Origin of the sequence: Nitrosomonas cryotolerans ATCC 49181 (genome assembly GCF_900143275.1) — a bacterium.
Taxonomy (GTDB): Bacteria; Pseudomonadota; Gammaproteobacteria; order Burkholderiales; family Nitrosomonadaceae; genus Nitrosomonas; species Nitrosomonas cryotolerans.
The window spans coordinates 867,751-887,955 of the sequence record NZ_FSRO01000001.1 but is presented as its reverse complement, the minus strand read 5'-3'; the positions used below and the strand labels follow the sequence as shown (position 1 = coordinate 887,955).

Annotated in this window: 23 protein-coding genes; 6 read left to right on the top strand and 17 right to left on the bottom strand. The window is 41.9% G+C overall.

The genetic code is table 11. The features are described 5' to 3' along the window. Nucleotides 1-23: 23 nt before the first annotated feature. Together BUQ89_RS03955 and scpB are read left to right on the top strand one after the other, a co-directional pair. Nucleotides 24-836 (top strand): segregation and condensation protein A, encoded by an 813-nt coding sequence (locus tag BUQ89_RS03955; RefSeq protein WP_028460654.1) that lies wholly within the window; start codon nucleotides 24-26, stop codon nucleotides 834-836. Then, complete coding sequence (scpB, locus tag BUQ89_RS03950; RefSeq protein ID WP_028460653.1) at nucleotides 802-1,422, top strand: SMC-Scp complex subunit ScpB; 621 nt, start codon at nucleotides 802-804, stop codon at nucleotides 1,420-1,422. The genes BUQ89_RS03955 and scpB overlap by 35 nt, the downstream gene beginning before the upstream one ends. A 24-nt stretch (nucleotides 1,423-1,446) precedes the next feature. Here the strand turns inward: scpB and BUQ89_RS03945 are convergent, their stop codons facing one another. Then, complete coding sequence (locus BUQ89_RS03945; protein ID WP_028460652.1) at nucleotides 1,447-2,274, bottom strand: inositol monophosphatase family protein; 828 nt, start codon at nucleotides 2,272-2,274, stop codon at nucleotides 1,447-1,449. A gap of 44 nt (nucleotides 2,275-2,318) precedes the next feature. Here BUQ89_RS03945 and BUQ89_RS03940 point away from each other — a divergent pair, with 44 nt between their 5' ends. Continuing rightward, nucleotides 2,319-3,044, top strand: coding sequence for an RNA methyltransferase (locus BUQ89_RS03940; RefSeq protein WP_028460651.1), 726 nt, complete (start codon nucleotides 2,319-2,321; stop codon nucleotides 3,042-3,044). A 53-nt stretch (nucleotides 3,045-3,097) separates the two neighbouring features. On the opposite strand, the gene argB is transcribed toward BUQ89_RS03940, so the two are convergent. The 3 genes from argB to BUQ89_RS03925 form a co-directional block, all read right to left on the bottom strand. Then, nucleotides 3,098-3,985, bottom strand: a complete 888-nt coding sequence (gene argB, locus BUQ89_RS03935) for an acetylglutamate kinase (protein WP_028460650.1) — start codon at nucleotides 3,983-3,985, stop codon at nucleotides 3,098-3,100. A gap of 95 nt (nucleotides 3,986-4,080) precedes the next feature. Next, on the bottom strand, nucleotides 4,081-4,578 hold the full coding sequence (locus BUQ89_RS03930) for a chemotaxis protein CheW (protein WP_245812889.1): 498 nt from the start codon (nucleotides 4,576-4,578) through the stop codon (nucleotides 4,081-4,083). A 21-nt stretch (nucleotides 4,579-4,599) separates the two neighbouring features. Next, nucleotides 4,600-4,965, bottom strand: coding sequence for a response regulator (locus tag BUQ89_RS03925; protein WP_028460648.1), 366 nt, complete (start codon nucleotides 4,963-4,965; stop codon nucleotides 4,600-4,602). A 165-nt stretch (nucleotides 4,966-5,130) separates the two neighbouring features. On the opposite strand from BUQ89_RS03925, the gene BUQ89_RS03920 reads away from it, so the two are divergent. Together BUQ89_RS03920 and BUQ89_RS03915 are read left to right on the top strand one after the other, a co-directional pair. Then, the gene (locus BUQ89_RS03920) at nucleotides 5,131-5,718 is read left to right on the top strand and encodes a BON domain-containing protein (RefSeq protein WP_028460647.1); all 588 of its coding nucleotides are present in this window, start codon (nucleotides 5,131-5,133) and stop codon (nucleotides 5,716-5,718) included. A gap of 72 nt (nucleotides 5,719-5,790) precedes the next feature. After that, nucleotides 5,791-7,158 (top strand): FAD-binding oxidoreductase, encoded by a 1,368-nt coding sequence (locus BUQ89_RS03915; RefSeq protein WP_028460646.1) that lies wholly within the window; start codon nucleotides 5,791-5,793, stop codon nucleotides 7,156-7,158. A 74-nt stretch (nucleotides 7,159-7,232) separates the two neighbouring features. Here BUQ89_RS03915 and BUQ89_RS14115 read toward each other — a convergent pair whose 3' ends face one another. From BUQ89_RS14115 to coxB, 9 genes are all read right to left on the bottom strand, one after another. Next, nucleotides 7,233-7,418, bottom strand: a complete 186-nt coding sequence (locus BUQ89_RS14115; protein ID WP_281250619.1) for a zinc ribbon domain-containing protein — start codon at nucleotides 7,416-7,418, stop codon at nucleotides 7,233-7,235. A gap of 92 nt (nucleotides 7,419-7,510) precedes the next feature. After that, nucleotides 7,511-8,404, bottom strand: coding sequence for a heme o synthase (cyoE, locus tag BUQ89_RS03905; protein WP_028460645.1), 894 nt, complete (start codon nucleotides 8,402-8,404; stop codon nucleotides 7,511-7,513). A gap of 194 nt (nucleotides 8,405-8,598) precedes the next feature. Continuing rightward, entirely contained in the window at nucleotides 8,599-9,180 is a 582-nt protein-coding gene (locus BUQ89_RS03900; protein WP_028460644.1) for an SCO family protein, read from the bottom strand. Further along, entirely contained in the window at nucleotides 9,143-9,871 is a 729-nt protein-coding gene (locus tag BUQ89_RS03895) for an SURF1 family protein (RefSeq protein WP_028460643.1), read from the bottom strand. The genes BUQ89_RS03900 and BUQ89_RS03895 overlap by 38 nt, the downstream gene beginning before the upstream one ends. Nucleotides 9,872-10,101: 230 nt before the next feature. Continuing rightward, nucleotides 10,102-10,956, bottom strand: a complete 855-nt coding sequence (locus tag BUQ89_RS03890; protein ID WP_028460642.1) for a cytochrome c oxidase subunit 3 — start codon at nucleotides 10,954-10,956, stop codon at nucleotides 10,102-10,104. Between the two features lie 32 nt (nucleotides 10,957-10,988). Beyond that, complete coding sequence (locus BUQ89_RS03885) at nucleotides 10,989-11,201, bottom strand: DUF2970 domain-containing protein (protein ID WP_028460641.1); 213 nt, start codon at nucleotides 11,199-11,201, stop codon at nucleotides 10,989-10,991. A 10-nt stretch (nucleotides 11,202-11,211) separates the two neighbouring features. Next, nucleotides 11,212-11,760 (bottom strand): cytochrome c oxidase assembly protein, encoded by a 549-nt coding sequence (locus tag BUQ89_RS03880; protein WP_028460640.1) that lies wholly within the window; start codon nucleotides 11,758-11,760, stop codon nucleotides 11,212-11,214. A gap of 119 nt (nucleotides 11,761-11,879) precedes the next feature. Continuing rightward, on the bottom strand, nucleotides 11,880-13,466 hold the full coding sequence (gene ctaD / locus BUQ89_RS03875) for a cytochrome c oxidase subunit I (RefSeq protein WP_028460639.1): 1,587 nt from the start codon (nucleotides 13,464-13,466) through the stop codon (nucleotides 11,880-11,882). A gap of 106 nt (nucleotides 13,467-13,572) precedes the next feature. After that, nucleotides 13,573-14,406 carry a cytochrome c oxidase subunit II gene (gene coxB / locus BUQ89_RS03870; RefSeq protein WP_051537473.1) on the bottom strand — a complete coding sequence of 278 codons (834 nt, stop codon included), beginning with the start codon at nucleotides 14,404-14,406 and terminating at the stop codon, nucleotides 13,573-13,575. Nucleotides 14,407-15,370: 964 nt separating this feature from the next. Here coxB and BUQ89_RS03860 point away from each other — a divergent pair. Then, the gene (locus BUQ89_RS03860) at nucleotides 15,371-16,069 is read left to right on the top strand and encodes a Bax inhibitor-1/YccA family protein (protein ID WP_028460637.1); all 699 of its coding nucleotides are present in this window, start codon (nucleotides 15,371-15,373) and stop codon (nucleotides 16,067-16,069) included. Nucleotides 16,070-16,266: 197 nt separating this feature from the next. Here BUQ89_RS03860 and BUQ89_RS03855 read toward each other — a convergent pair whose 3' ends face one another. The 4 genes from BUQ89_RS03855 to cysM are packed head-to-tail and all read right to left on the bottom strand — an operon-like array spanning nucleotide 16,267 to nucleotide 19,913. Next, entirely contained in the window at nucleotides 16,267-16,695 is a 429-nt protein-coding gene (locus BUQ89_RS03855; protein ID WP_028460636.1) for a YdbL family probable chaperone protein, read from the bottom strand. Nucleotides 16,696-16,734: 39 nt separating this feature from the next. Next, entirely contained in the window at nucleotides 16,735-16,920 is a 186-nt protein-coding gene (locus BUQ89_RS13460; protein WP_028460635.1) for a hypothetical protein, read from the bottom strand. Nucleotides 16,921-16,928: 8 nt separating this feature from the next. After that, complete coding sequence (locus BUQ89_RS03845) at nucleotides 16,929-18,986, bottom strand: hypothetical protein (RefSeq protein WP_051537472.1); 2,058 nt, start codon at nucleotides 18,984-18,986, stop codon at nucleotides 16,929-16,931. A gap of 39 nt (nucleotides 18,987-19,025) precedes the next feature. Beyond that, nucleotides 19,026-19,913: a cysteine synthase CysM gene (gene cysM / locus BUQ89_RS03840; protein WP_028460633.1), complete on the bottom strand. Its 888-nt coding sequence runs from the start codon at nucleotides 19,911-19,913 to the stop codon at nucleotides 19,026-19,028. Nucleotides 19,914-20,205 lie beyond the last annotated feature (292 nt).

The window sequence follows — 20,205 nt, the reverse complement described above, 5'->3', positions numbered from 1 at the left end:
TTTTTATTCCCCAGTGTGAACCCATGAATCTGTCAGTTGATTCGGCTGAAAAGCTTCCTGTTGCAAAGATCTGTGGTGAACCATTAATGGAAATCCCGCAAGATTTGTATATTCCGCCCGATGCGCTCAAAGTATTTCTCGATACTTTCCAGGGTCCGCTGGATTTACTACTCTATCTCATTCGCAAACATAATTTAGAAATTTTAGATATACCCATGGCCGAGCTCACCCGGCAATATATGGCCTATGTTGAGATCATGCGAATTAATCAATTGGAACTGGCTGCAGAATATCTTCTCATGACAGCGCTCTTAATTGAAATCAAATCACGCATGCTATTGCCTAATCCTGTTACTAAAACAGAAGATGAAAGGGATCCTCGAGTCGATCTGATCAGGCGTTTACTCGAATACGAAAAAATAAAACTGGCAGCATTACGACTGAATGAATTGCCTCAAATCGAACGTGATTTCTCAGCCGTTCAAGTATGGATTAAATCAGAATCCATTGTACAACTCCCTCATATCGATATAAATGATTTACAGAATGCCTGGATCACATTGATGGCGCGTGCAAAAATCAATCGTCATCATCAGATTAATCGTGAAGCACTGTCAGTTCGTACCTATATGAGCCGGATCTTACGTCACTTGCATGAACATACGCAGGTAGTAGCATTTCATGAATTATTCAGCCCAGCTGTCAATACAGCAGAAGCCGTCGTCACCTTTCTCGCTTTACTCGAGCTTGCTAAGGAAGCATTGGTAGAAATAACACAATCCGAAGTTTTTGGAATCATTTATGTTAAATCAATTGATATCACCAAATCAGACTGACTCGCTCACCTCGGTAGAAATAAAACGAATCCTGGAAGCCGCATTACTGACGATTCACGAACCATTGCCGTTAGCCGAGCTGAAAAAACTATTTAATAATACATTGGATGCAAAAATCATTCATCAGTTACTGGAAGAATTGCGTGAAAAGTGGACAGAAAGTGGGATTGAATTAGTCAATGTAGCGGGCGGGTGGCGCTTCCAAACCAAAACAGAAATGCAGCAATATCTTGATCGACTCGGATCTTCTTCTCCTCCGCGTTATTCGCGCGCAGTATTAGAAACACTGGCTATTATCGTTTATCGTCAACCAGTTACACGCGGAGACATTGAGAAAATACGGGGAGTCAGTGTTTCCGGACCCATACTCAAAACACTCATGACACGTGGCTGGGTTGATATCATCGGACACCGCAACATTCCGGGAAAACCTGCACTATACGCGACCACACCGTGTTTCCTTAATGATCTCAGCTTATCTTCACTAGAAGACCTGCCTCCTTTGGAAGAGCCTGAATCACACGTGGACTCAAATGAGAACAAACGCCCTTTACCTGCCATAGAGCTAACACCCCCGGGCAAATAAGTAGCGGAAACCGGCTATCAAGTATTACGTGGCGGCTGGTTTCTGTGCCTCGATTAACTCATCAGTCAAGTGGGGCGCAATAACCTGTAGTAACTGCGCAAAAACCTTAGGGTTACCTGCCACAATCTGACCACTTTGAATCTGTGTATCATTACCCTGCAGATCCCCGACCAGTCCACCTGCTTCAGTAATTAATAAGCAACCTGCCGCAATATCCCAAGGCGACAATCCGATTTCCCAGAAACCATCATAGCGGCCAGCAGCGACATAAGCCAAATCCAATGCAGCAGAACCTGGGCGACGAATTCCGACCGTTCTGGGGATCAAATCCTTGAACATGGCAAGATAGGCATCCAGATGAGAAAATTCTCTAAATGGAAAACCAGTGCCTAGCAAACAATCAGCGAGTCGAGTACGTTTACTTACCCGCAACCGGTGATTATTCAGATATGCACCATGCCCACGACTGGCGACAAACAATTCATTATTCGTCGGATTATAGATGACGGCCTGATTCAGAATACCTTTGTGTGTCAATGCAATGGATACGGCATACTGAGGAAAACCGTGCAGAAAATTAGTGGTGCCATCAAGCGGATCGATAATCCACTGATATTCAGATTGACTTAAGTCGCCTCGTGCGCCGCTCTCTTCTGCTAAAATGGAGTGATTCGGATACGCATCCAGCAGGATCTTGATAATAGCATCCTCTGCTGCGCCATCTACCTCACTGACAAAATCACTGTGTGACTTTTTTGAGACATGCAGCAAATCAAGATTCTTTGATGCCTGATTGATAATATTGCCAGCACGGCGCGCGGCTTTTACCGCTGTGTTAAGCATTGGGTGCATTTTTTTAGATTCTAGATTAGATTAGATAAAGTTATAATTTTAATATGAATCCTTCCTCTCCGCTTGAGAATGTCCGCATCGTACTCAGCCACACGAGCCATCCCGGCAACATTGGGGCAACCGCACGCGCCATGAAAACAATGGGCCTGACTTCACTTTATCTCATAAATCCTAAGCAATTTCCTGATAAAGAAGCGGAAATCCGAGCAGTTAATGCACGCGATATACTGAACAGGATCACAATCTGTACTCATTTAGATCAAGCCTTGGATAATACAGTACTGGCAGCCGCGATGACAGCGCGTCCGCGCGGACTTTCCCATGCCATGTTCAATTCACGCCAAGGTGCACAGGAACTATTAAATTACGCTCAGAAACACCCGGTTGCTCTGGTTTTCGGCGCGGAAACTTCTGGTCTTACCACAGCAGAGGTCAATAAATGTCAAATCATTGTACATATCCCGACTAACCCTGATTACTCCTCTCTCAATCTTGCGAGCGCAGTACAGGTCATGGCATATGAATTACGTATGGCACTACTCGGAATCGAGCCTCCCCCGCAGGCACCCGGTACACCGGCCAGCTTCAACGAGATTGAATTATTCTACCATCACCTGGAACAGGCGATGATTACAAGCGATTTCCTTGACCCAGAAAAACCCAGGCGATTAATGCAGCGCATACGTCGCTTGTACGCGCGCGCCCGATTAGAAAAAGAAGAAGTAAGTATCCTGCGCGGTATATTGAGCGCATTAGAAAAAAAAATATAAATATACTGAATCGGTTCTTTGTCTTATTTCAGAATAAAAATTGGCTATCCTATTTATTTTTCTCGGATCAGGGTACCGACACCCTGGTCTGTTAATATTTCCAACAGCAAAGCATGCTCAACCCGCCCATCAATAATATGACAGGACTTCACTCCTTTTTTCACGGCATCCAACGCAGATCCAATCTTGGGTAACATTCCGCCAGAGATCGTCCCGTCCGCAAATAACTCATCCACCCTTTCTGCCGTCAATCCAGTCAATAAATTTCCGTTCTTATCCAAAACACCCGGCGTATTTGTCAGTAGAATTAATTTCTCTGCGTGTAAAATTTCAGCTAATTTTCCTGCAACCAGGTCCGCATTAATATTGTACGACTCACCGTTTTCACCGACTCCAATAGGCGCAATCACCGGAATAAAGTTTTGTGTATCAAGTAATGCAATTAATGAGGGATCAATACGCTCAATCTCACCCACCTGGCCAATATTAAGCCATTCGCCCGCTTTCTGGCTATCTTCCATCAGCAATTTCTTTGCACGAATAAAAGCACCATCTTTGCCCGTCAAACCGACCGCCAGGCCGCCGTGGCTATTGATGAGATTAACAATCTCTTTATTGACCAAGCCTCCCAGCACCATCTCGACCACATCCATTGTTTCTGCGTCAGTAACACGCATACCTTGAATGAATTCGCCCTGCTTTCCTACTCGTTTCAGCATGTCATCAATCTGTGGGCCACCACCGTGGATAATCACAGGATTCATTCCAACCAGTTTTAGCAGCACCACATCTCGGGCAAACCCTTGCTTAAGGTTTTTTTCAACCATGGCATTACCACCATATTTAATCACAATGGTCTTACCATGAAAACGCTGGATATAAGGCAGCGCTTCAGCCAAAATTTTGGCCTTATCTTTTCCGGTGGAAGGGAGAGTCAACATACTTTTATTAAACAATTAATGGTCTGTTTCTACAAAAAACAACATTTCTTAGATTATTTCTTCCTGACAGATTCGGATAAAAAACTTTTCATTATTTATAAGGCAATCTGTAGAAATTTTCTATCTTCCATCAATTCTTGCAGGCTCAATTCACGCCAGATCCGTCCTGTCTTATCCCTATAATGACCAGCCATACCTATGCGATCCTCGCCACTTATATCTTTTATCAATTCAAAATCAGATAAACTTCTAATGCCTAACATGCTACTGACCAATAATCCACTATTAATGCCAAAACGAGGTGAAACTAGCAATATACGCATCTTCAAACTTAACGGAGCAGGAACACCGCCGTAATACACGCGCAAATCAGTAATACCGTATAAATTCCCACGTACATTAGCCATACCCAAAAACCAAGGCTGCGTCAACGATACTGGCATGAGTCTCGGCATTTGTAATACTTCATTTACCTCATTCATATGTATCAGCCAACGATCTTTTCCCAAGGCCACCCCCAACATAGTGGTAGCAGGTGCAGCCACCGTTGCATTCTTTAATTGCTCAGAAAGAGCTAGCTGATATGCCCTCATGCTTATTGGTTCAACCATGCCTTAGTTTAGTTTTATTATTTTCTGTAATAATTCCTCAACAACAATAGGTTTAATGATATAGTCCTTGGCCCCCTGTCGCAATCCCCAGATCTTATCAGTTTCTTGGCCTTTAGTGGTACAGATAATAATTGGAATATGTTGAGTCGTTTTATCTCTTGCAATTATTCGAGTTGCTTGAAATCCGTTTAGCCCGGGCATAACTACGTCCATTAAAATGAGATCTGGCATCATTTCCCTGGTTTTTGCCACACCCTCTTCCCCACTTCCAGCAACGCCTATCTGATAACCATTTCTGGTCAGGATATTAGATAGTATATGTCGTTCTGTTGGCGAATCGTCTACTATCAGAATTTTTCTAATTATCAGCATCTTTAATTCACAAATAACCTAGCGGGTTTATTATCAGCCTACCACATAAGCCTTATTTTTGGTTTCACCTATTGCAAGCATCTAAACTAGCCAGTGTGCGATATCCTGCCATTTTACTGTATTATCAAACGTAAAATTGATCCATTCTTGAGAGCATCATAAATGAAAAATCTGAATATAAATTATTTATTTCTTACTGTCTTATTCAGTCCCGCTCTTATTGGCTGTGTACCGCTCGTCGCAATCGGCGTTGGCGTCGGCGCTAGTACTGGTGCTGTTATATCCGAGGATCGGCGTAGCGGTGGCATATTTATAGAAGACGAATCTATTGAATTAAAGAGTGCCCGACGCATTAATCAACAACTAGGAGATAGCGTCCATATTAATGTCACTAGTTTTAATCGTATAGTATTGTTAACGGGAGAAGTGCCCAATGAAACAATGAAACAGCAGGCAGAGAAATTAGTAATGAGCATCGAAAATGTACGCAATATTGTTAATGAGATTAGCATTTCCAGTAAAAGCTCATTAGCTTCGCGCAGTAATGATGCTTTGATCACATCCAAGATTAAGGCCCGATTCCTAAGCGCTCAGAAGTTTCAGATTAACCATATAAAAGTAGTCACTGAAAATCAGACCGTTTATTTACTCGGAAGAGTTAAACGACAGGAAGCCGAAAGTGCCGCAGAAATCGCCAGCTCCACAACAGGTGTACTTAAAGTCGTTAAAGTATTTGAATATTTAAATTAATACTGAACACGATTTAATATCAATCACCGGTTGCTTTCATTATTCTTATTATTTATTAACCTTCCAACCAAGATGCTGCCATCCAAACTTCTCTCATCTCTTCAAGCAGTATTTCCTACCGATCGGCTGTATATTGATCCGGTTGACTGCTATACATATGCCTATGACAACAGTCGGAAAATCTATCCACCTGACGCTGTTATTTTCCCATTGACCTCCGCCGAAATACAAACAGCAATATTGCTCTGTAATCAACACAACATCCCACTTATTCCACGAGGTCGAGGGACAGGCACAGCTGGGGGAAGTTTACCTGAGCTGGGCGGTATCGCATTATCGCTTGAGCGGATGTTGAATATTATCACGGTTGATCCGGCCAACCGTGTCATTGTCGCTGAACCGGGCGTAACAAATCAATCTATTCAGGATGCAGCCAAGCCACATGGTTTTTTTTGGCCGCCAGATCCCTCCAGTGCGATGTATTGTAGTCTCGGTGGCAATATCGCCACTTCAGCAGGTGGTCCTCACGCTGTCAAATATGGCACAACGCGTGATCATGTATTGGGGTTAAAAGCCGTCACAGGAGCAGGCGATATTATCAAAACGGGTTGTTATACGACTAAAGGTGTCGTCGGTTATGATCTGACTCGCTTGCTCATTGGGTCAGAGGGAACACTTGCGGTCATTACAGAAGCTACTCTCAAATTAACCTCGCTGCCTGATGCTATTGCCGGTATTACGGCCCATTATCGTGATATCGCAAGCTGTGCTGCCGCAATCGTTAAAATCATGTCACTATCTCAAATTCCCAGCGCACTTGAATTTATGGATGCCGGTTCGTTAGCACTGATACGAGGGCGCTTTCCTAACATGTTACCCGCACATTCCCGTGCCATGCTTATGATCGAGGTTGATGGCTCATCCTATGATATTCCGAATCTCATTACTACAGTAATGGACGCGTGCCATACGGATGGGCTGTTACAGGTAGAGAACACGCGTGACACAGCTCATCTGTGGAAAACACGCAAGGCTTTATCACCGCTGCTTCGCGACATTGCACCAAAAAAAATAAATGAAGATATCGTTGTCCCCATTAACTCGCTTCCGGAATTATTGGATGGGCTCACTCAACTAAGTGATCGATATCAACTCGCTAATGTTAACTTTGGTCATGCCGGCAATGGCAATATTCACGTCAATTTATTAATTAATCCAGACGATCCGGGGGAAGTAAGCAGAGCCGAAGAATGTTTAAACGAAATTTTTGATCTTACGATAAAACTGAAAGGCACATTATCCGGCGAACACGGAATTGGTAGTGAAAAGCGGGCTTATATCAATAAAGAAATTGACCCTGTTACATTGAATCTAATGAAACAGATTAAGCGATTATTTGATCCCAATAACATCCTGAATCCCGGAAAATTATTTCCTTGACCGCTCCCCCTCGTTTACGAAGAGAATCCCCAATTCAACGAATCCAACCCGGCGCACCTAAATACAAATAAGACTTACGGATTTTCTCCAAGGGCTGACACTGCTAGTCCAGCGGCCAAAACATTACGTGCTGCGTTGATATCTCGATCATGGATTGATTCGCATTCCGGAAAAGTCCATTCGTACACATTCAAAGACATCTTATTTACCGTATGCCCACATTCCGAGTAGCGTTTGCTACTTGGATACCATCGCTCAATACCCCCGCAAGCTCTCGCCCGTAGAAAGAATGGTGGAATGCGGCAACTTGTTTACAGGGTCATAATCGCTTGATCGCATTCCACCGCATTACTTAGAAATAAAAATAATGATCAATTAATAATGCAACAAATAGTAACGCTAAATATAAAATCGAAAAGCGGAAGGCCTTCCGTGCCAACTGATCGCTATAATTACGATAAATTTCTATAGCATAGTACATAAAGACAGCATCTAAAATTACAGCGCTGGCTAAATAAATCAGGCCACTCATTTGCGTGATGTATGGTAGTACAGTCACAATACATAATATTACGGTGTACAGTAAAACGTGTAAACGCGTAAATTGATCACCGTGTGTAACCGGAAGCATCGGCATACCAATCTCTGCATACTCTTTCTTTCGATAAAGTGCGAGCGCCCAGAAATGAGGTGGGGTCCATGCGAAGATTATCAAAAACAGAAGTAAAGCATCGGCTGTGATCTCACCTGTAACCGCTGTCCAGCCCAATACGGGAGGCATGGCACCTGATGCGCCACCAATGACAATATTCTGAGGTGTTAAGGGTTTTAGAATAATGGTATAAATGATCGCATAGCCAACAAACGTTGCCAGTGTCAGCCACATGGTTAGTGGATTCACCCATTGGTGAAGTATAAACAAGCCTGAACCGCCAACCAAACCTAAGAAAAACAACGTTTCTAGTGTGCTGACTTGTCCCTGTGGTAACGGTCTACCACGTGTACGCGCCATAACAGCATCAAATTTATATTCCACTAAGCAATTCAAGGCAGCTGCTGCACCTGCCACTAAAGCAATCCCTAATGTACCGAATATTAACGCATCTAACGGAACTGCACCCGGAACAGCAAGAAACATACCGATAAATGCCGTAAACACAATCAGTGACACAACCCGTGGTTTCGTCAACCGATAGAATTGCTGTATCCGCGATGCCGTCGTCTGCCATGCTATACTCGTTGCCATTTCACTCATCTCCAATTTTATTACGAATCGAATGCTCAATTCATCATGTAATAGAACGTGACTAACTATTCTCTTTTATGCCTTAATCAGGATACTAAAATTTCCTAATATCCATTTTGTACAATCTTATAAAATTACACTGTACAAACCCTGACTACTCATTTCCAGCTGTATAAAAACTTTGCTAAAAAGCTTCAATGTTCTAGTTGCGATACATGTAGCAGTCGCTTAATATCCTTGCCCATTTTTGTCGGATCGGCACCTTCAGGATAACGCATCATTAAATTTCCCAATGGGTCAATCAGATAAATATATTTTCTTTGTAACTCTCTCGGTGGAATGGCATCAAGCAGATCACTATCTTTTGTGTTAACAAAAAATGTGCCTTCATATTTTTCAGCTAATTCCGTCTCAGGAGAAATATCGTCATCGATGAGCCAAAGTCGTTCAACACGATGCTTCTCCTTATTCTGAACCAGGCGAACCTGACGCATGTGGTAAAGTTTCGTTTGACAAGCCTCATCACAATTTCCTGAATCCACTGTCATCATTATCCATTTACCACGCAGATCACGCATTCTAAATATCGTATTATCTTTCTGATTAACACCTGAGCCTGATAATTTATTAACCGCTATCAGCTCTCCATAATTAATACTTCCTGGCCGAAATTCAAAAAAATACAATAGGTATGAAACCACGACAGGCGCACACATTAACAATATCAATATTAATAACTTACGTCTGTTTGTTTTCTGAACGACTTCGTTTGACATTCAACACCAAAAAAATAACGATTATTGTCCCCGCCAAAGAAAACCATTGGATCGCATAACCTAAATTTCTATCAGATCCTGAACCTGGTCTTTCCCATTGACGAACTAAACCATCTTCTGACTCATTTTTCTGCAACACCAAAACTGGTTGCAAAACAAGTCCAGTAATTTCTTCGTACCGCTTTAAATCAAAATTTCCCCATACTACATTCCTTCCAACCGGCTCAGATAGCTGCAACATTCTTTGTATTGGGGAAACAACAATCCCTGTAACAGTGACTTCTCCCTCCATCACAGGCAATTCAGGCAGCCGGGTTCGATCTGGGCCTGTAGCTATCCAACCTCTATTAATCAATACATGTGTGGAGCTATCAACTAGTCTAATTGGAGTAAGCACATGATAACCAGCTATCCCTTTAAACGTTTTATTGTCTAGCAAAATTGTATGCTTTGGAACGTATTCGCCACGCACCTCTACCATACGGTATTGAAAATCCTTTAGTTTGACGAGTGAGTCAGGAAGTGTAACTATCGGTTCCTTAGACAACTGATCCAATTGCTCTTGCCGCATTTTTTTCTCGTCAGCACGAGATAACTGCCAATTCCCAAGCTGAATAAACAAGACAAAAAATATCATGGTAACAATAACCGACCATAACTTTGGCTTAATGCTGTATCCCAGTATAGTCATTGTTTTTTACACATAGTATTTACATATTATCTTTCTGTCTATTCACGATAATATCGTGTCAGTGCGAAACAATCAGTTTATTAATTGATGGAGAACACTCAGATCTTATTATTGCCTTGTTTACTACATGCCATCAGAGAATTCCAAGCTTTTATAAAACAGCTGTCATAAATTAAAAATGATATATAAAAGCCGGAATTCACGTTTTCAGAATCAGTGCTACAGGTTATTTATAATAAATATACAAATATAAATAATCCGAGCCAGACAACGTCAACAAAGTGCCAGTACCATGCAACGCCCTCAAATCCAAAATGATTTTCAGGTGTAAAATGTCCCGCAGCTGAACGGAAAAATATTACTATCAGCATGATCGTGCCTAGTGTTACATGGAATCCATGAAAACCCGTCAGCATAAAAAATGAAGATCCGTATGCGCCTGACGTCATTTTAAGATTAAGATCATTGTATGCATGCACATATTCATATCCTTGCAAGCATAGAAATAACACGCCCAAGAATATGGTTGCCAACAACCACATCTTCAACGCACCGCGTCTATTTTCTTTTAACGCCCAATGCGCCAACGTACAAGTCACGCCCGAAGTAAGCAACAATAAAGTGTTGATGGCTGGCAGACCCCATGCACCCATTGGAGTAAATGGATCAGTTTTGCCAGGTCCCGATGTAGGCCACCCACCTTCATAGGCAGACCAGATTGGACCAAGCATTTGACTTTCTTCTGCAAGCCAAGGCACTGATAGCACACGCATATAAAACAGCGCGCCAAAAAATGAAGCAAAAAACATGACCTCAGAAAAAATAAACCAACTCATGCCCCAGCGAAATGATTTATCGACACCGCCACTATATTTCCCGCTTTCGCTTTCGCGTGCTACCACACCAAACCAACCAAAGAGCATATAAATAAGAATGGCAAAGCCGAAGGCTAACAACCCATAGCCAAGCTCCATCTTATTCATAGTTAGTGCTGCGCCGAATCCCATAAAAAATATTGCTGTAGATCCAACGATAGGCCATCCCGACGGAGACGGTACGTAATAGTGACCAGATTCCTGACTCATTCTCATCCTCCTACATATGATTTATTCAATTTTTAACTTACAACCAACTTAACCAGAAGCAATACACCCGTTACAAAAAGAGCTCCCCCTATCAGACCACCGATGATCACCTGTACAGGCCTGAGTGTTTCGGCATCAAATTCAAGATCACTCTTTCTGCGTATTCCCATAAACCCCCACATGACTGCTTTAGCTATTTGAAACACCGTTCCAGTTGATTGCTGTTTCTCAGTATATTTATTCAAAACCGTCTCCTTAATTATTATTCATAGCATTACTGCTACCAGGTAGCTCAAAAAAGGTATACGAAATCGTTACTGTATGCATATCAGCCGGCAAACCTGGCTCAATAATAAATTGCACAGGCATTTGTCTGGTTTCATTTGGTTTGAGCGTTTGCTTTGTGAAGCAAAAACACTCAAATTTCCTCAGATGTCTCTCTAGCAATTGCGGGCTATAGCTGGGTATCGCTTGCCCATTAATCTCTCGATTTGAGGTGTTTTTGATTTCATACATCACATCTACCGGCTCACCCGGATGAATACGCATACTGGATTGTAATGGTTTGAACTGCCAAGGAAGACCTCTCACATTGGCATCAAATTCAACCGTTAACCAGCGACTGGTATCCACCTGGGTTTCCTTCCCCGGTATGTCCGCCTGAAGTAAATTATTAATTCCGGTCACTTCACAAAACTTCTCGTAAAATGGTACGAGCGCAAAACCAAACCCAAACATAACCAATGTGAAAATCAACAACTTTTTCAACATCGTGACATTCGCCTTCGATTTACTATTTACCATTGCTTTAAAATAACCACCAAATAAGTTACAACAACCGTTATGAACAGATAGATTGCTGTTCTAACCTTTTTTCGCTTCAAATCTGTATCATCATGTGACATACGTTTCTCTCTTTCCGTCTATTTAACGACAGGGGGAGTCTCAAAACTATGATATGGAGCAGGGGTAGGCAATGCAGTCCACTCCAGCGTTGTTGCGCCGTCCCATGGCATTTCCGGGGCTTTTTCTTTACTACGAATGCATTTAATCATAATGTAGAGGAAAAGAAGCTGAGTTAAGCCAAACCCAAACGCACCAATACTCGAAATCATATTAAAATCAGCAAACTGTATCGCATAATCAGGAATTCTGCGAGGCATGCCCGCCAAACCTAGAAAATGCTGCACAAAGAAGGTTAAGTTAAAGAAGAACATGGATAACCAGAAGTGCCATTTACCCAATGTTTCATCATACATATGTCCAGTCCATTTAGGTATCCAGTAATAAGCACCGGCAAACAATGCAAACAATGCACCAGACACCAATACATAATGAAAATGTGCAATTACATAATAAGTATCCTGAACCTGAATATCTATAGGAACGATCGCGCAAATCACGCCACTGAATCCACCAATCACGAATAAAAATACAAATCCTATGGAAAACAGCATCGGAGTTTCAAATGTCATAGAACCGCGCCACATGGTAGCCGTCCAGTTAAACACTTTCACACCTGTAGGTACAGCGATCAACATTGTCGCGTACATAAAGAATAACTGCCCTACTGCTGGCATACCTGCCGTAAACATGTGATGCGCCCAAACAAAGCAAGACAATATTGCAATTGATGCCGTCGCGTATACCATTGAAGAATAGCCAAACAATGGCTTGCGAGAAAATGTTGGAATAATCTCGGAGACAATACCAAATGCAGGCAAAATCATAATATAGACCTCTGGATGACCAAAAAACCAGAAGACATGCTGAAATAAAACAGGATCTCCACCACCGGCAGCATTAAAAAAGCTGGTACCGAAATGACGATCGGTCAACAACATTGTTACCGCTCCAGCCAAAACCGGCATAACCAGAACCAGCAGGTACGCAGTAATTAACCATGTCCAAACGAACATCGGCATTTTCATTAATGTCATGCCCGGTGCACGCATATTCAATATGGTCGTAATAATATTAATGGAACCCATAATTGAGGAAGCCCCCAAAATATGAATTGCAAAAATCATCATATCAACACCAAGACCACCTTGAGCAGACAGAGGCGGATAAAATGTCCAACCACCTGCCGCAGCACCGCCAGGCACCAGGAATGAAGTCAGCAACAAAGAAGCGGCTACTGGTAATAGCCAGAAGCTCCAGTTGTTCATCCGGGCAAAGGCCATATCCGGTGCACCAATCATCAGAGGCACTTGCCAGTTCGCAAAACCAACAAAGGCCGGCATAATGGCACCAAATACCATTATCAATCCATGCAATGTTGTAAACTGATTAAATAACTCCGGCTCCAGTATCTGTATTCCAGGCTGAAACAATTCAGCCCGAATACCCATTGCTAAAAACCCACCAATCAAAAACATAGTAAAACTAAACCACAGATACATCGTGCCGATGTCTTTATGGTTGGTTGTTGTTACCCAGCGCATTATGCCACCAGGATGATGGTCATCATGTCCGTGACCATGTACGTCACCATGTACTGCTGCCATATTAATCTCCTTATTACTTATTTCCGAATTCGTTAACGCTTGAAAGCAAGGCGCTTATTCCATGCTGCACGCTATGCGCAGAGAAAAATCTAACGCCTGACAAGGCTTAAACTTTATTGGCTTCAGTCGCAATTGATTCATCATCCACTGCAGCTGATTTTTTCAATTGTTCACCTACCCATTGAGCATAGTCTTCGGCCTCCATAACCTCTACCACGATCGGCATGAATCCATGATCCTTACCACACAATTCAGCACACTGCCCACGGTAAATACCGGGATTATCAGCTGTAAACCAGCCATCTCGAATAAAACCAGGGATCGCATCCTGCTTAATTCCAAACGCAGGTACCCACCATGCATGAAGCACATCATTCGCTGTAATAATTACCCGTATTTTCTTACCTACAGGCACCACTACATGATTGTCCACTTCTAATAAGTAATTTTCGCCTTTAGGTTCCTTGTTTTCTATCTGCGCTTTAGGTGTGGTTAACTTGCTATAGAAGCTGATTCCCTCGCCTTCGCCCTGCAAGTAATCATAACCCCACATCCATTGATAGCCCGTCGCCTTGATCGTAATATCTGGACTTGAAGTATCCTTCATAGCAAGAACTGTTTTGGTTGCCGGCCAAGCCATTGCAAGAAGAATGACACAAGGAATCACTGTCCAGATCACCTCAACCGTTGTGCTGTGATGGAAGTTTGCAGCTTTATAACCTAAAGATTTGCGGTGCTTAAGTATGGAATAAAACATCACACCGAATACACCAACAAAAATAATCAAACAAACCCACAACAACAGCATATGTTGATCATATATATCTTGAGCGATAACACTTTGCGGCTCAGGTAAATTATATTTAGACCCGACCGCCATACTCGAGTAAAAAGCGAGAGCGGAAACCCCCGCTAGGGCTACTGCTGATTTACTGCTCATATTTCCCCCACAGTGATTACTAATTTTACCGATTCCGAATACGAACTATACCCATACAAATCTGAACAATTATTATCACTCAATCAGCTTGTGAAACAGTCCATATATTGAAATCTTATCTTATATAAAAATAACCATATCATGATTGACGATAATTACTTTTACTTGGCCGAACTTCCTATATATTTACAACTTATATTTTTAATTATTGGTAACTTCTATACTCTAATAATTAGAGCCGAAATTTTAGCATGACTCAATCACTCTCACAAGGGAAATTGATGATTTTTATAGCAATATCCCCTATTTGGAATAGTGGTATTAGCGTATTTTCGATTTCAAATATACCCCCATCAGCAAAATGGAATGCGATTGCTTACTCACAACAATTTATTTATTGCGGCCAGTCTGATTTAGCGATTAATCAATCTATCAATACACATAAATTTATTACCATTGATTTATGTACAAACAAAATTCGAACTAGCCATGATCAGGCGCATGCGTTCTAGCACCAGGTCGTATGGACAAAGGATCTTTAAAGGATCGCTAATATAATCCAGTCGCTCACCAAGGGTTTCCATGGACCAAAATAATCTAATGGAGAAAATATTGCAGACAAACGATTCTCCTTCCACTTCACGAATGGGAAAACCACGGATTCCAAAATCTACGCAAAACGCTAATTTATCTAACAGAAATCCCGCCAAGGATCCTTCTTCTGAGAGAAACTCTGACAGCAATAGCATCCAAAAAGATGCCGTATCAAGCCAGCTATTCTGCCACGATTCAATCGGAAGGCAGTAACACAGAAACCAAGCATTATTTTATCTTCTAAGCGCACATTTCCAACCTGGATAACCAAGACCATTTATCTGATTTTAGATTAAAAATGCAATTGCAACTTTTAAAAAATATGGGTAGTCTAATGAGTTATATTTTTTAGGTACAAAGGGGGGTTTATATGCAATCTAATCTACGATATACAACATCTGCAACACAAACAGGAAAGCTTGACGCTGAGCGCAATAAAGTATTACGTAACACCTATTGGATGTTAGGCCTGACCATGATTCCAACCGTTGTTGGTGCGGCCATTGGAACCAATATGAATTTCTCATTTCTCGCTCAATCTCCAATCATCGGATCCCTAGTAATGTTAGCTGTCATGATCGGTTTGATGTTTGCCGTCAGCGCAACACGTAATAGCATTTGGGGTATCGTGTTACTCTTTGCATTCACTTTTGTGGCAGGCTGGTGGCTCGGTCCCATGCTGCAATATGCCTTACACTTTAAGAATGGCGCACAACTGATAGGCATTGCTGCGGCTGGAACTGGTGTAATTTTCTTTACGCTTGCAACGATTGCAACCGTAACAAAGAAAGATTTTGGCTTTATGCGCAACTTCCTTATGGTAGGACTTGTCCTCATAATAATTGCATCGTTAGCTAATCTGTTTTTTGCTATACCCGCCCTCTCGCTTGCTATCTCAGCGGTTGCTGTATTACTGTTCTCCGGCTTTATTCTGTTTGATGTCAGTCGAATCGTTAATGGCGGAGAAACCAATTACGTCATGGCGACCTTAGGTATTTACCTTAGCATTTATAATTTATTCATTAGCTTATTGCAGTTATTGCTTGCGTTCTCGGGTGAACGAGATTAGGAATTGATTCAAAAAAGGAGGCTGGCATAGCCTCCTTGCACGACAACCTAAATTTAAAAAGCATAAATAAATAGAAAGATTTTGATATCAGATATTTTTAAAAATTACGATCAAATCTCAAGGAACCCGTTGCTGTTAAAAATAAAATAGTCAGCACCTTCATAAGCTAGCATCTCATCTTTCTCAACGTTAGGAATTCACCTGTGTTTTACCCAAGAACCGTTTGCCGTCTGGTACCACCATCCTGGCTTGGCTAATTTAATCCAGCGTTGACTAAAAGTAGCACGAATATCACTCTCCCATTCGGGATGGTTATTAGCACGAGCAATCTCACGATAAAGAGCATTTCTATCCTGGTTCTCTGCTGCAATCAAGGAATTTACTAACTGCCTCGTTGCTAATGGCACCGCATTAGCGTCATGCATTGCTATCAGTCCATCTCGGGTAAGGCCGACCGCACCACTGCTATAATATGCTGCTAACTGATTATGCCGATTCTGCATACTCTGTTTAAGACTGGTAATAGCAGGAGTATTAATCTCAATATTTGCAGCCGCATAACTTAAAGCAGGTAATACCAAAAATAATATCACCCACACTAACAAACGAAAAATGGGGTTACTCAATGTTGTCACCTCAATAATGTAATAATTTGATCAAGAATCTTAAGGTACGACTTTATCTGTTTCTCGCACAGCCTCCGTGCCTTCCAGTTGCCACACTTCTTCAATAATTCTGTCAGCTGCCTTTTCAGCGGCAGCAGCAGGAAAATAGATATTAATGGTGACACACGCTGACAAAATCAAGCCAATCAATGCCAACAAACTGATACAGAAAAAATTACTCTTCATCTTGTACTCTATTGAATAATAGGATCATTTCCCTGAGTAACTCGTTTTAAACGGTTAACCAACTCGTGCCAACTTACATCCTGATTATAGCCCATCACAGTAATAGCTGGCACACCACCACCTTTCACAATGACATAACCATCTGATTCAGATTCGATTCCACCCATACGGCAAACATTATTGCGTAATGAACAACGCCATCCTATTTTTGAGTAGCCAAATTCTTTAAAAAATCGCAGAAAACTACGCTGAATGATAGCTGCTGCCCTCATTCCACCCAATGCCGAGATATTTTGTATTGCGGCTTGACTGATTCGGCGTGGATAGCTCCCAGGACTACTCAGCAAATTCGCATCGAACTTTGTAGGCCGCCAGCTGGCCAGCTCAAGATTATGCATATCCATATCAATACGTCCCTGCATACTTCCAAATGAGAATGTTCGTGTCAGCAGATCAAGATCCAAATTACGCATTTCCAAGTCTACTTTAAGATGTGGAGTAAGACCTAGCGGTTCGAATAATATTAGATTTTTTGCCACCATGGTTCCGTCGAAAACATTAAATAATAGCGTACCATCAACAGCAATCGTTGCCCCGTCATAATTCACCCAGGGAATCACTCCCGATAACGTACCGTGCATTTTCTGGATTTGCAGTGCTGCTGTTAGTTTCTCCATGGACACAGGAAAAAGCTCGCCGCTAAATTGCCATTGCCAGCCATGATCCCGGTACGAAGCACTGAATTCTTCCAGCTTCAATGCACCATCGAGCACAGGCAAAACAAGTTCTGATAAACTGAAATTAAAATTATTAATTTTTAGTGGAACGTGCACATTACCTAATGGTATACGTAATATTTCGCCATTCAGAATACTAATATCTGCTGTTGTCATACTTTCCCGCTTCCACGGGATATGCGCATTTATTTCCTCAAATGCAAACCGCGACCGCTTATCTATTACTGAAGCATTATTAAGATCTAAAATTAATGATTCGCTTTGACCATTACGATAACGCCAATCAAGAGCGCCATAACCTGATACTTCCATTTCTGAGAAGACGGTGTTTTCTAGAAAAGGCTTCAATATTCGATCAAACAAATTTGATAATTCTAAATTGTCTGTACGCAACTCAAAATCGCGTAGCCTATTGTCAGATCGCACCATAACACCCGAAAAATCAAATTGACCAATATCTTCAAATACAAGTTTTCCCTTGTGTATCTGAACATTTTTTTCATCTACAGTGCCATTCAAGCTTAGACGCTGCCCACTACCTATAAGATAAATCGGCTGCCAGAATATTTCGCCACCTAGCCAGTTAATATCACTTTGCCATTCCCATTGTTTATTTCGAGCGGCGCGTGTCGCTATTACAGTCATTGCCATATTCACGTTCTCACCTGCATGCAACCCGGAGCGGTCACTAAAGGCGAGCGCATTTACGGACAAATCTAATAAAATTTTGTTTAAACCCTGCGCATTTCCATGTAGCGTCACCACTCCATTTATTCTTCCCTCACTAAAAAGAGGCAAAGTCTCTTTATTCGGAAGCCATTGTGCAACATATTGAGATTGGCCATTAATAATGGTTAATGAGCTGCGCCAGATACGTTCGTCCCAACGCATAGAAAACCGCCAATGTTCATTTACAACAGGATTAATATCAATTTCTATCGTTTTTTCTTGCGGAATAAATCGGAAAGCAGTTGATAATACAACCAAATCGGATAAATATAATTTTCCACGGGTACAATCAATAAGATGGCTGGTTAGGTGAAACTGATAACAGGAAAGAGTCAAATTATGCCAGACCTTTCCTTGTACCATTACCTTACCAATACGAACTTCCAGCCGAGATAGTTGTGAACCGGAAAGATGTACTCGAATCATCTTTGCACTCAGCACAGGACTGTGTACATCATCAAGCGTAAATGTAAGTTCGGGATACGCCGCGTAAACAGAAGAACTGGACAACAATATCATGAGTGCTATGGCAGCAAGCAGATCTCGTATTACCAATCCAGATAAATGCTTGGTCAGCATTATTCCTGCAAGATATTGCATAGAAATAATATGATTTCTATCTCATATAGTTTATTTTATTCAGGCAGGAAAAACTCCTGTAGAAAGATAACGATCGCCACGATCACACACTATAAAGACAATCACAGCCTTTTCTACATGGGCGGAAATCTTAAGCGCTGCAGCCAGCGCACCACCGGACGAGATCCCGGCAAAGATTCCTTCTTCGCGCGCCAATCGCCGAGTTAAATCCTCCGCTTCGGCTTGAGACACCAACATAATATTATCCACTCGCTCAGCGTGATATATCTTGGGCAAATAAGCTGGCGACCATTTACGAATACCTGGAATCTGTGCCCCTTCCTCTGGTTGTACACCAACAATCTGAATAGCCGCATTCTGTTCTTTAAGAAACCGGGCACACCCCATAATAGTTCCTGTTGTTCCCATGCTACTTACAAAATGAGTTATCTTTCCTGCGGTATCTCGCCAGATTTCAGGCGCAGTCCCCTCATAATGCGCTAAGGGGTTATCTGAATTTGAGAATTGGTCCAGGATGATTCCCTTTCCTTCATTGCATAAATTCTCGGCAATATCGCGCGCGCGCTCCATACCTCCATCGCTTGGCGTCAGTATAATCTCTGCTCCATATGCGCGCATAGATTGCCGCCGCTCTATGCTCAAATTCTCCGGCATAATCAGCGTCATATGATAGCCCATCATTGCCGCTGTCATCGCTAGAGCAATACCCGTATTGCCACTGGTAGCCTCAATGAGTGTATCACCAGGTTTGATAACGCCGCGCTGCTGTGCATGTAAAATCATTGACAGCGCCGGACGATCCTTTACTGATCCGGCTGGATTGTTCCCTTCAAGCTTGGCAAGGATAATATTACTGGTTTTACCAGGGAGACGTTTGAGTCTCACTAAAGGCGTATTACCTACAAAGTTTTCAATCGTCTTGTGCATGGTTTATACAATTCATAACTAGCAGTCTCAGATTATCGCACATGCTATCAGAATCGCAGCACAGCATACGGCAAAGTGATCACAAAATACTACTGCTTCATTTTTCATGACTTCTACTTCTACTTCTTAAAATTTAATACACCTGAAACATTATTCCAGAATAATTCCACAATAAAGATAGACATAAAGCAGAAAATTGGGACTGGATTTCTCGGTTCATTATTCCTTTCGAGAGCTTTGCAAAACCCCAATAGTTTGAAAATTAACTCCTTATAATCAATAGCAGAAAGCT

Bases quoted from the DNA above. Each gene is read 5' to 3' on its own strand.
- argB (WP_028460650.1), bottom strand. From the start codon at position 3,985: ATGTTGACTCTCCCTTCCACCGGAAAAGATAAGGCCAAAATTTTGGCT.
- coxB (WP_051537473.1), bottom strand. From the start codon at position 14,406: ATGAGCAGTAAATCAGCAGTAGCCCTAGCGGGGGTTTCCGCTCTCGCT.
- BUQ89_RS03860 (WP_028460637.1), top strand. From the start codon at position 15,371: ATGCAATCTAATCTACGATATACAACATCTGCAACACAAACAGGAAAG.
- BUQ89_RS03920 (WP_028460647.1), top strand. From the start codon at position 5,131: ATGAAAAATCTGAATATAAATTATTTATTTCTTACTGTCTTATTCAGT.
- ctaD (WP_028460639.1), bottom strand. From the start codon at position 13,466: ATGGCAGCAGTACATGGTGACGTACATGGTCACGGACATGATGACCAT.
- BUQ89_RS13460 (WP_028460635.1), bottom strand. From the start codon at position 16,920: ATGAAGAGTAATTTTTTCTGTATCAGTTTGTTGGCATTGATTGGCTTG.
- BUQ89_RS03880 (WP_028460640.1), bottom strand. From the start codon at position 11,760: ATGGTAAATAGTAAATCGAAGGCGAATGTCACGATGTTGAAAAAGTTG.
- cysM (WP_028460633.1), bottom strand. From the start codon at position 19,913: ATGCACAAGACGATTGAAAACTTTGTAGGTAATACGCCTTTAGTGAGA.
- BUQ89_RS03845 (WP_051537472.1), bottom strand. From the start codon at position 18,986: ATGCAATATCTTGCAGGAATAATGCTGACCAAGCATTTATCTGGATTG.
- scpB (WP_028460653.1), top strand. From the start codon at position 802: ATGTTAAATCAATTGATATCACCAAATCAGACTGACTCGCTCACCTCG.
- cyoE (WP_028460645.1), bottom strand. From the start codon at position 8,404: ATGGCAACGAGTATAGCATGGCAGACGACGGCATCGCGGATACAGCAA.
- BUQ89_RS03945 (WP_028460652.1), bottom strand. From the start codon at position 2,274: ATGCACCCAATGCTTAACACAGCGGTAAAAGCCGCGCGCCGTGCTGGC.
- BUQ89_RS03915 (WP_028460646.1), top strand. From the start codon at position 5,791: ATGCTGCCATCCAAACTTCTCTCATCTCTTCAAGCAGTATTTCCTACC.
- BUQ89_RS03955 (WP_028460654.1), top strand. From the start codon at position 24: ATGAATCTGTCAGTTGATTCGGCTGAAAAGCTTCCTGTTGCAAAGATC.
- BUQ89_RS03900 (WP_028460644.1), bottom strand. From the start codon at position 9,180: ATGTCAAACGAAGTCGTTCAGAAAACAAACAGACGTAAGTTATTAATA.
- BUQ89_RS03940 (WP_028460651.1), top strand. From the start codon at position 2,319: ATGAATCCTTCCTCTCCGCTTGAGAATGTCCGCATCGTACTCAGCCAC.
- BUQ89_RS03890 (WP_028460642.1), bottom strand. From the start codon at position 10,956: ATGAGTCAGGAATCTGGTCACTATTACGTACCGTCTCCGTCGGGATGG.
- BUQ89_RS03895 (WP_028460643.1), bottom strand. From the start codon at position 9,871: ATGACTATACTGGGATACAGCATTAAGCCAAAGTTATGGTCGGTTATT.
- BUQ89_RS03930 (WP_245812889.1), bottom strand. From the start codon at position 4,578: ATGAGGGCATATCAGCTAGCTCTTTCTGAGCAATTAAAGAATGCAACG.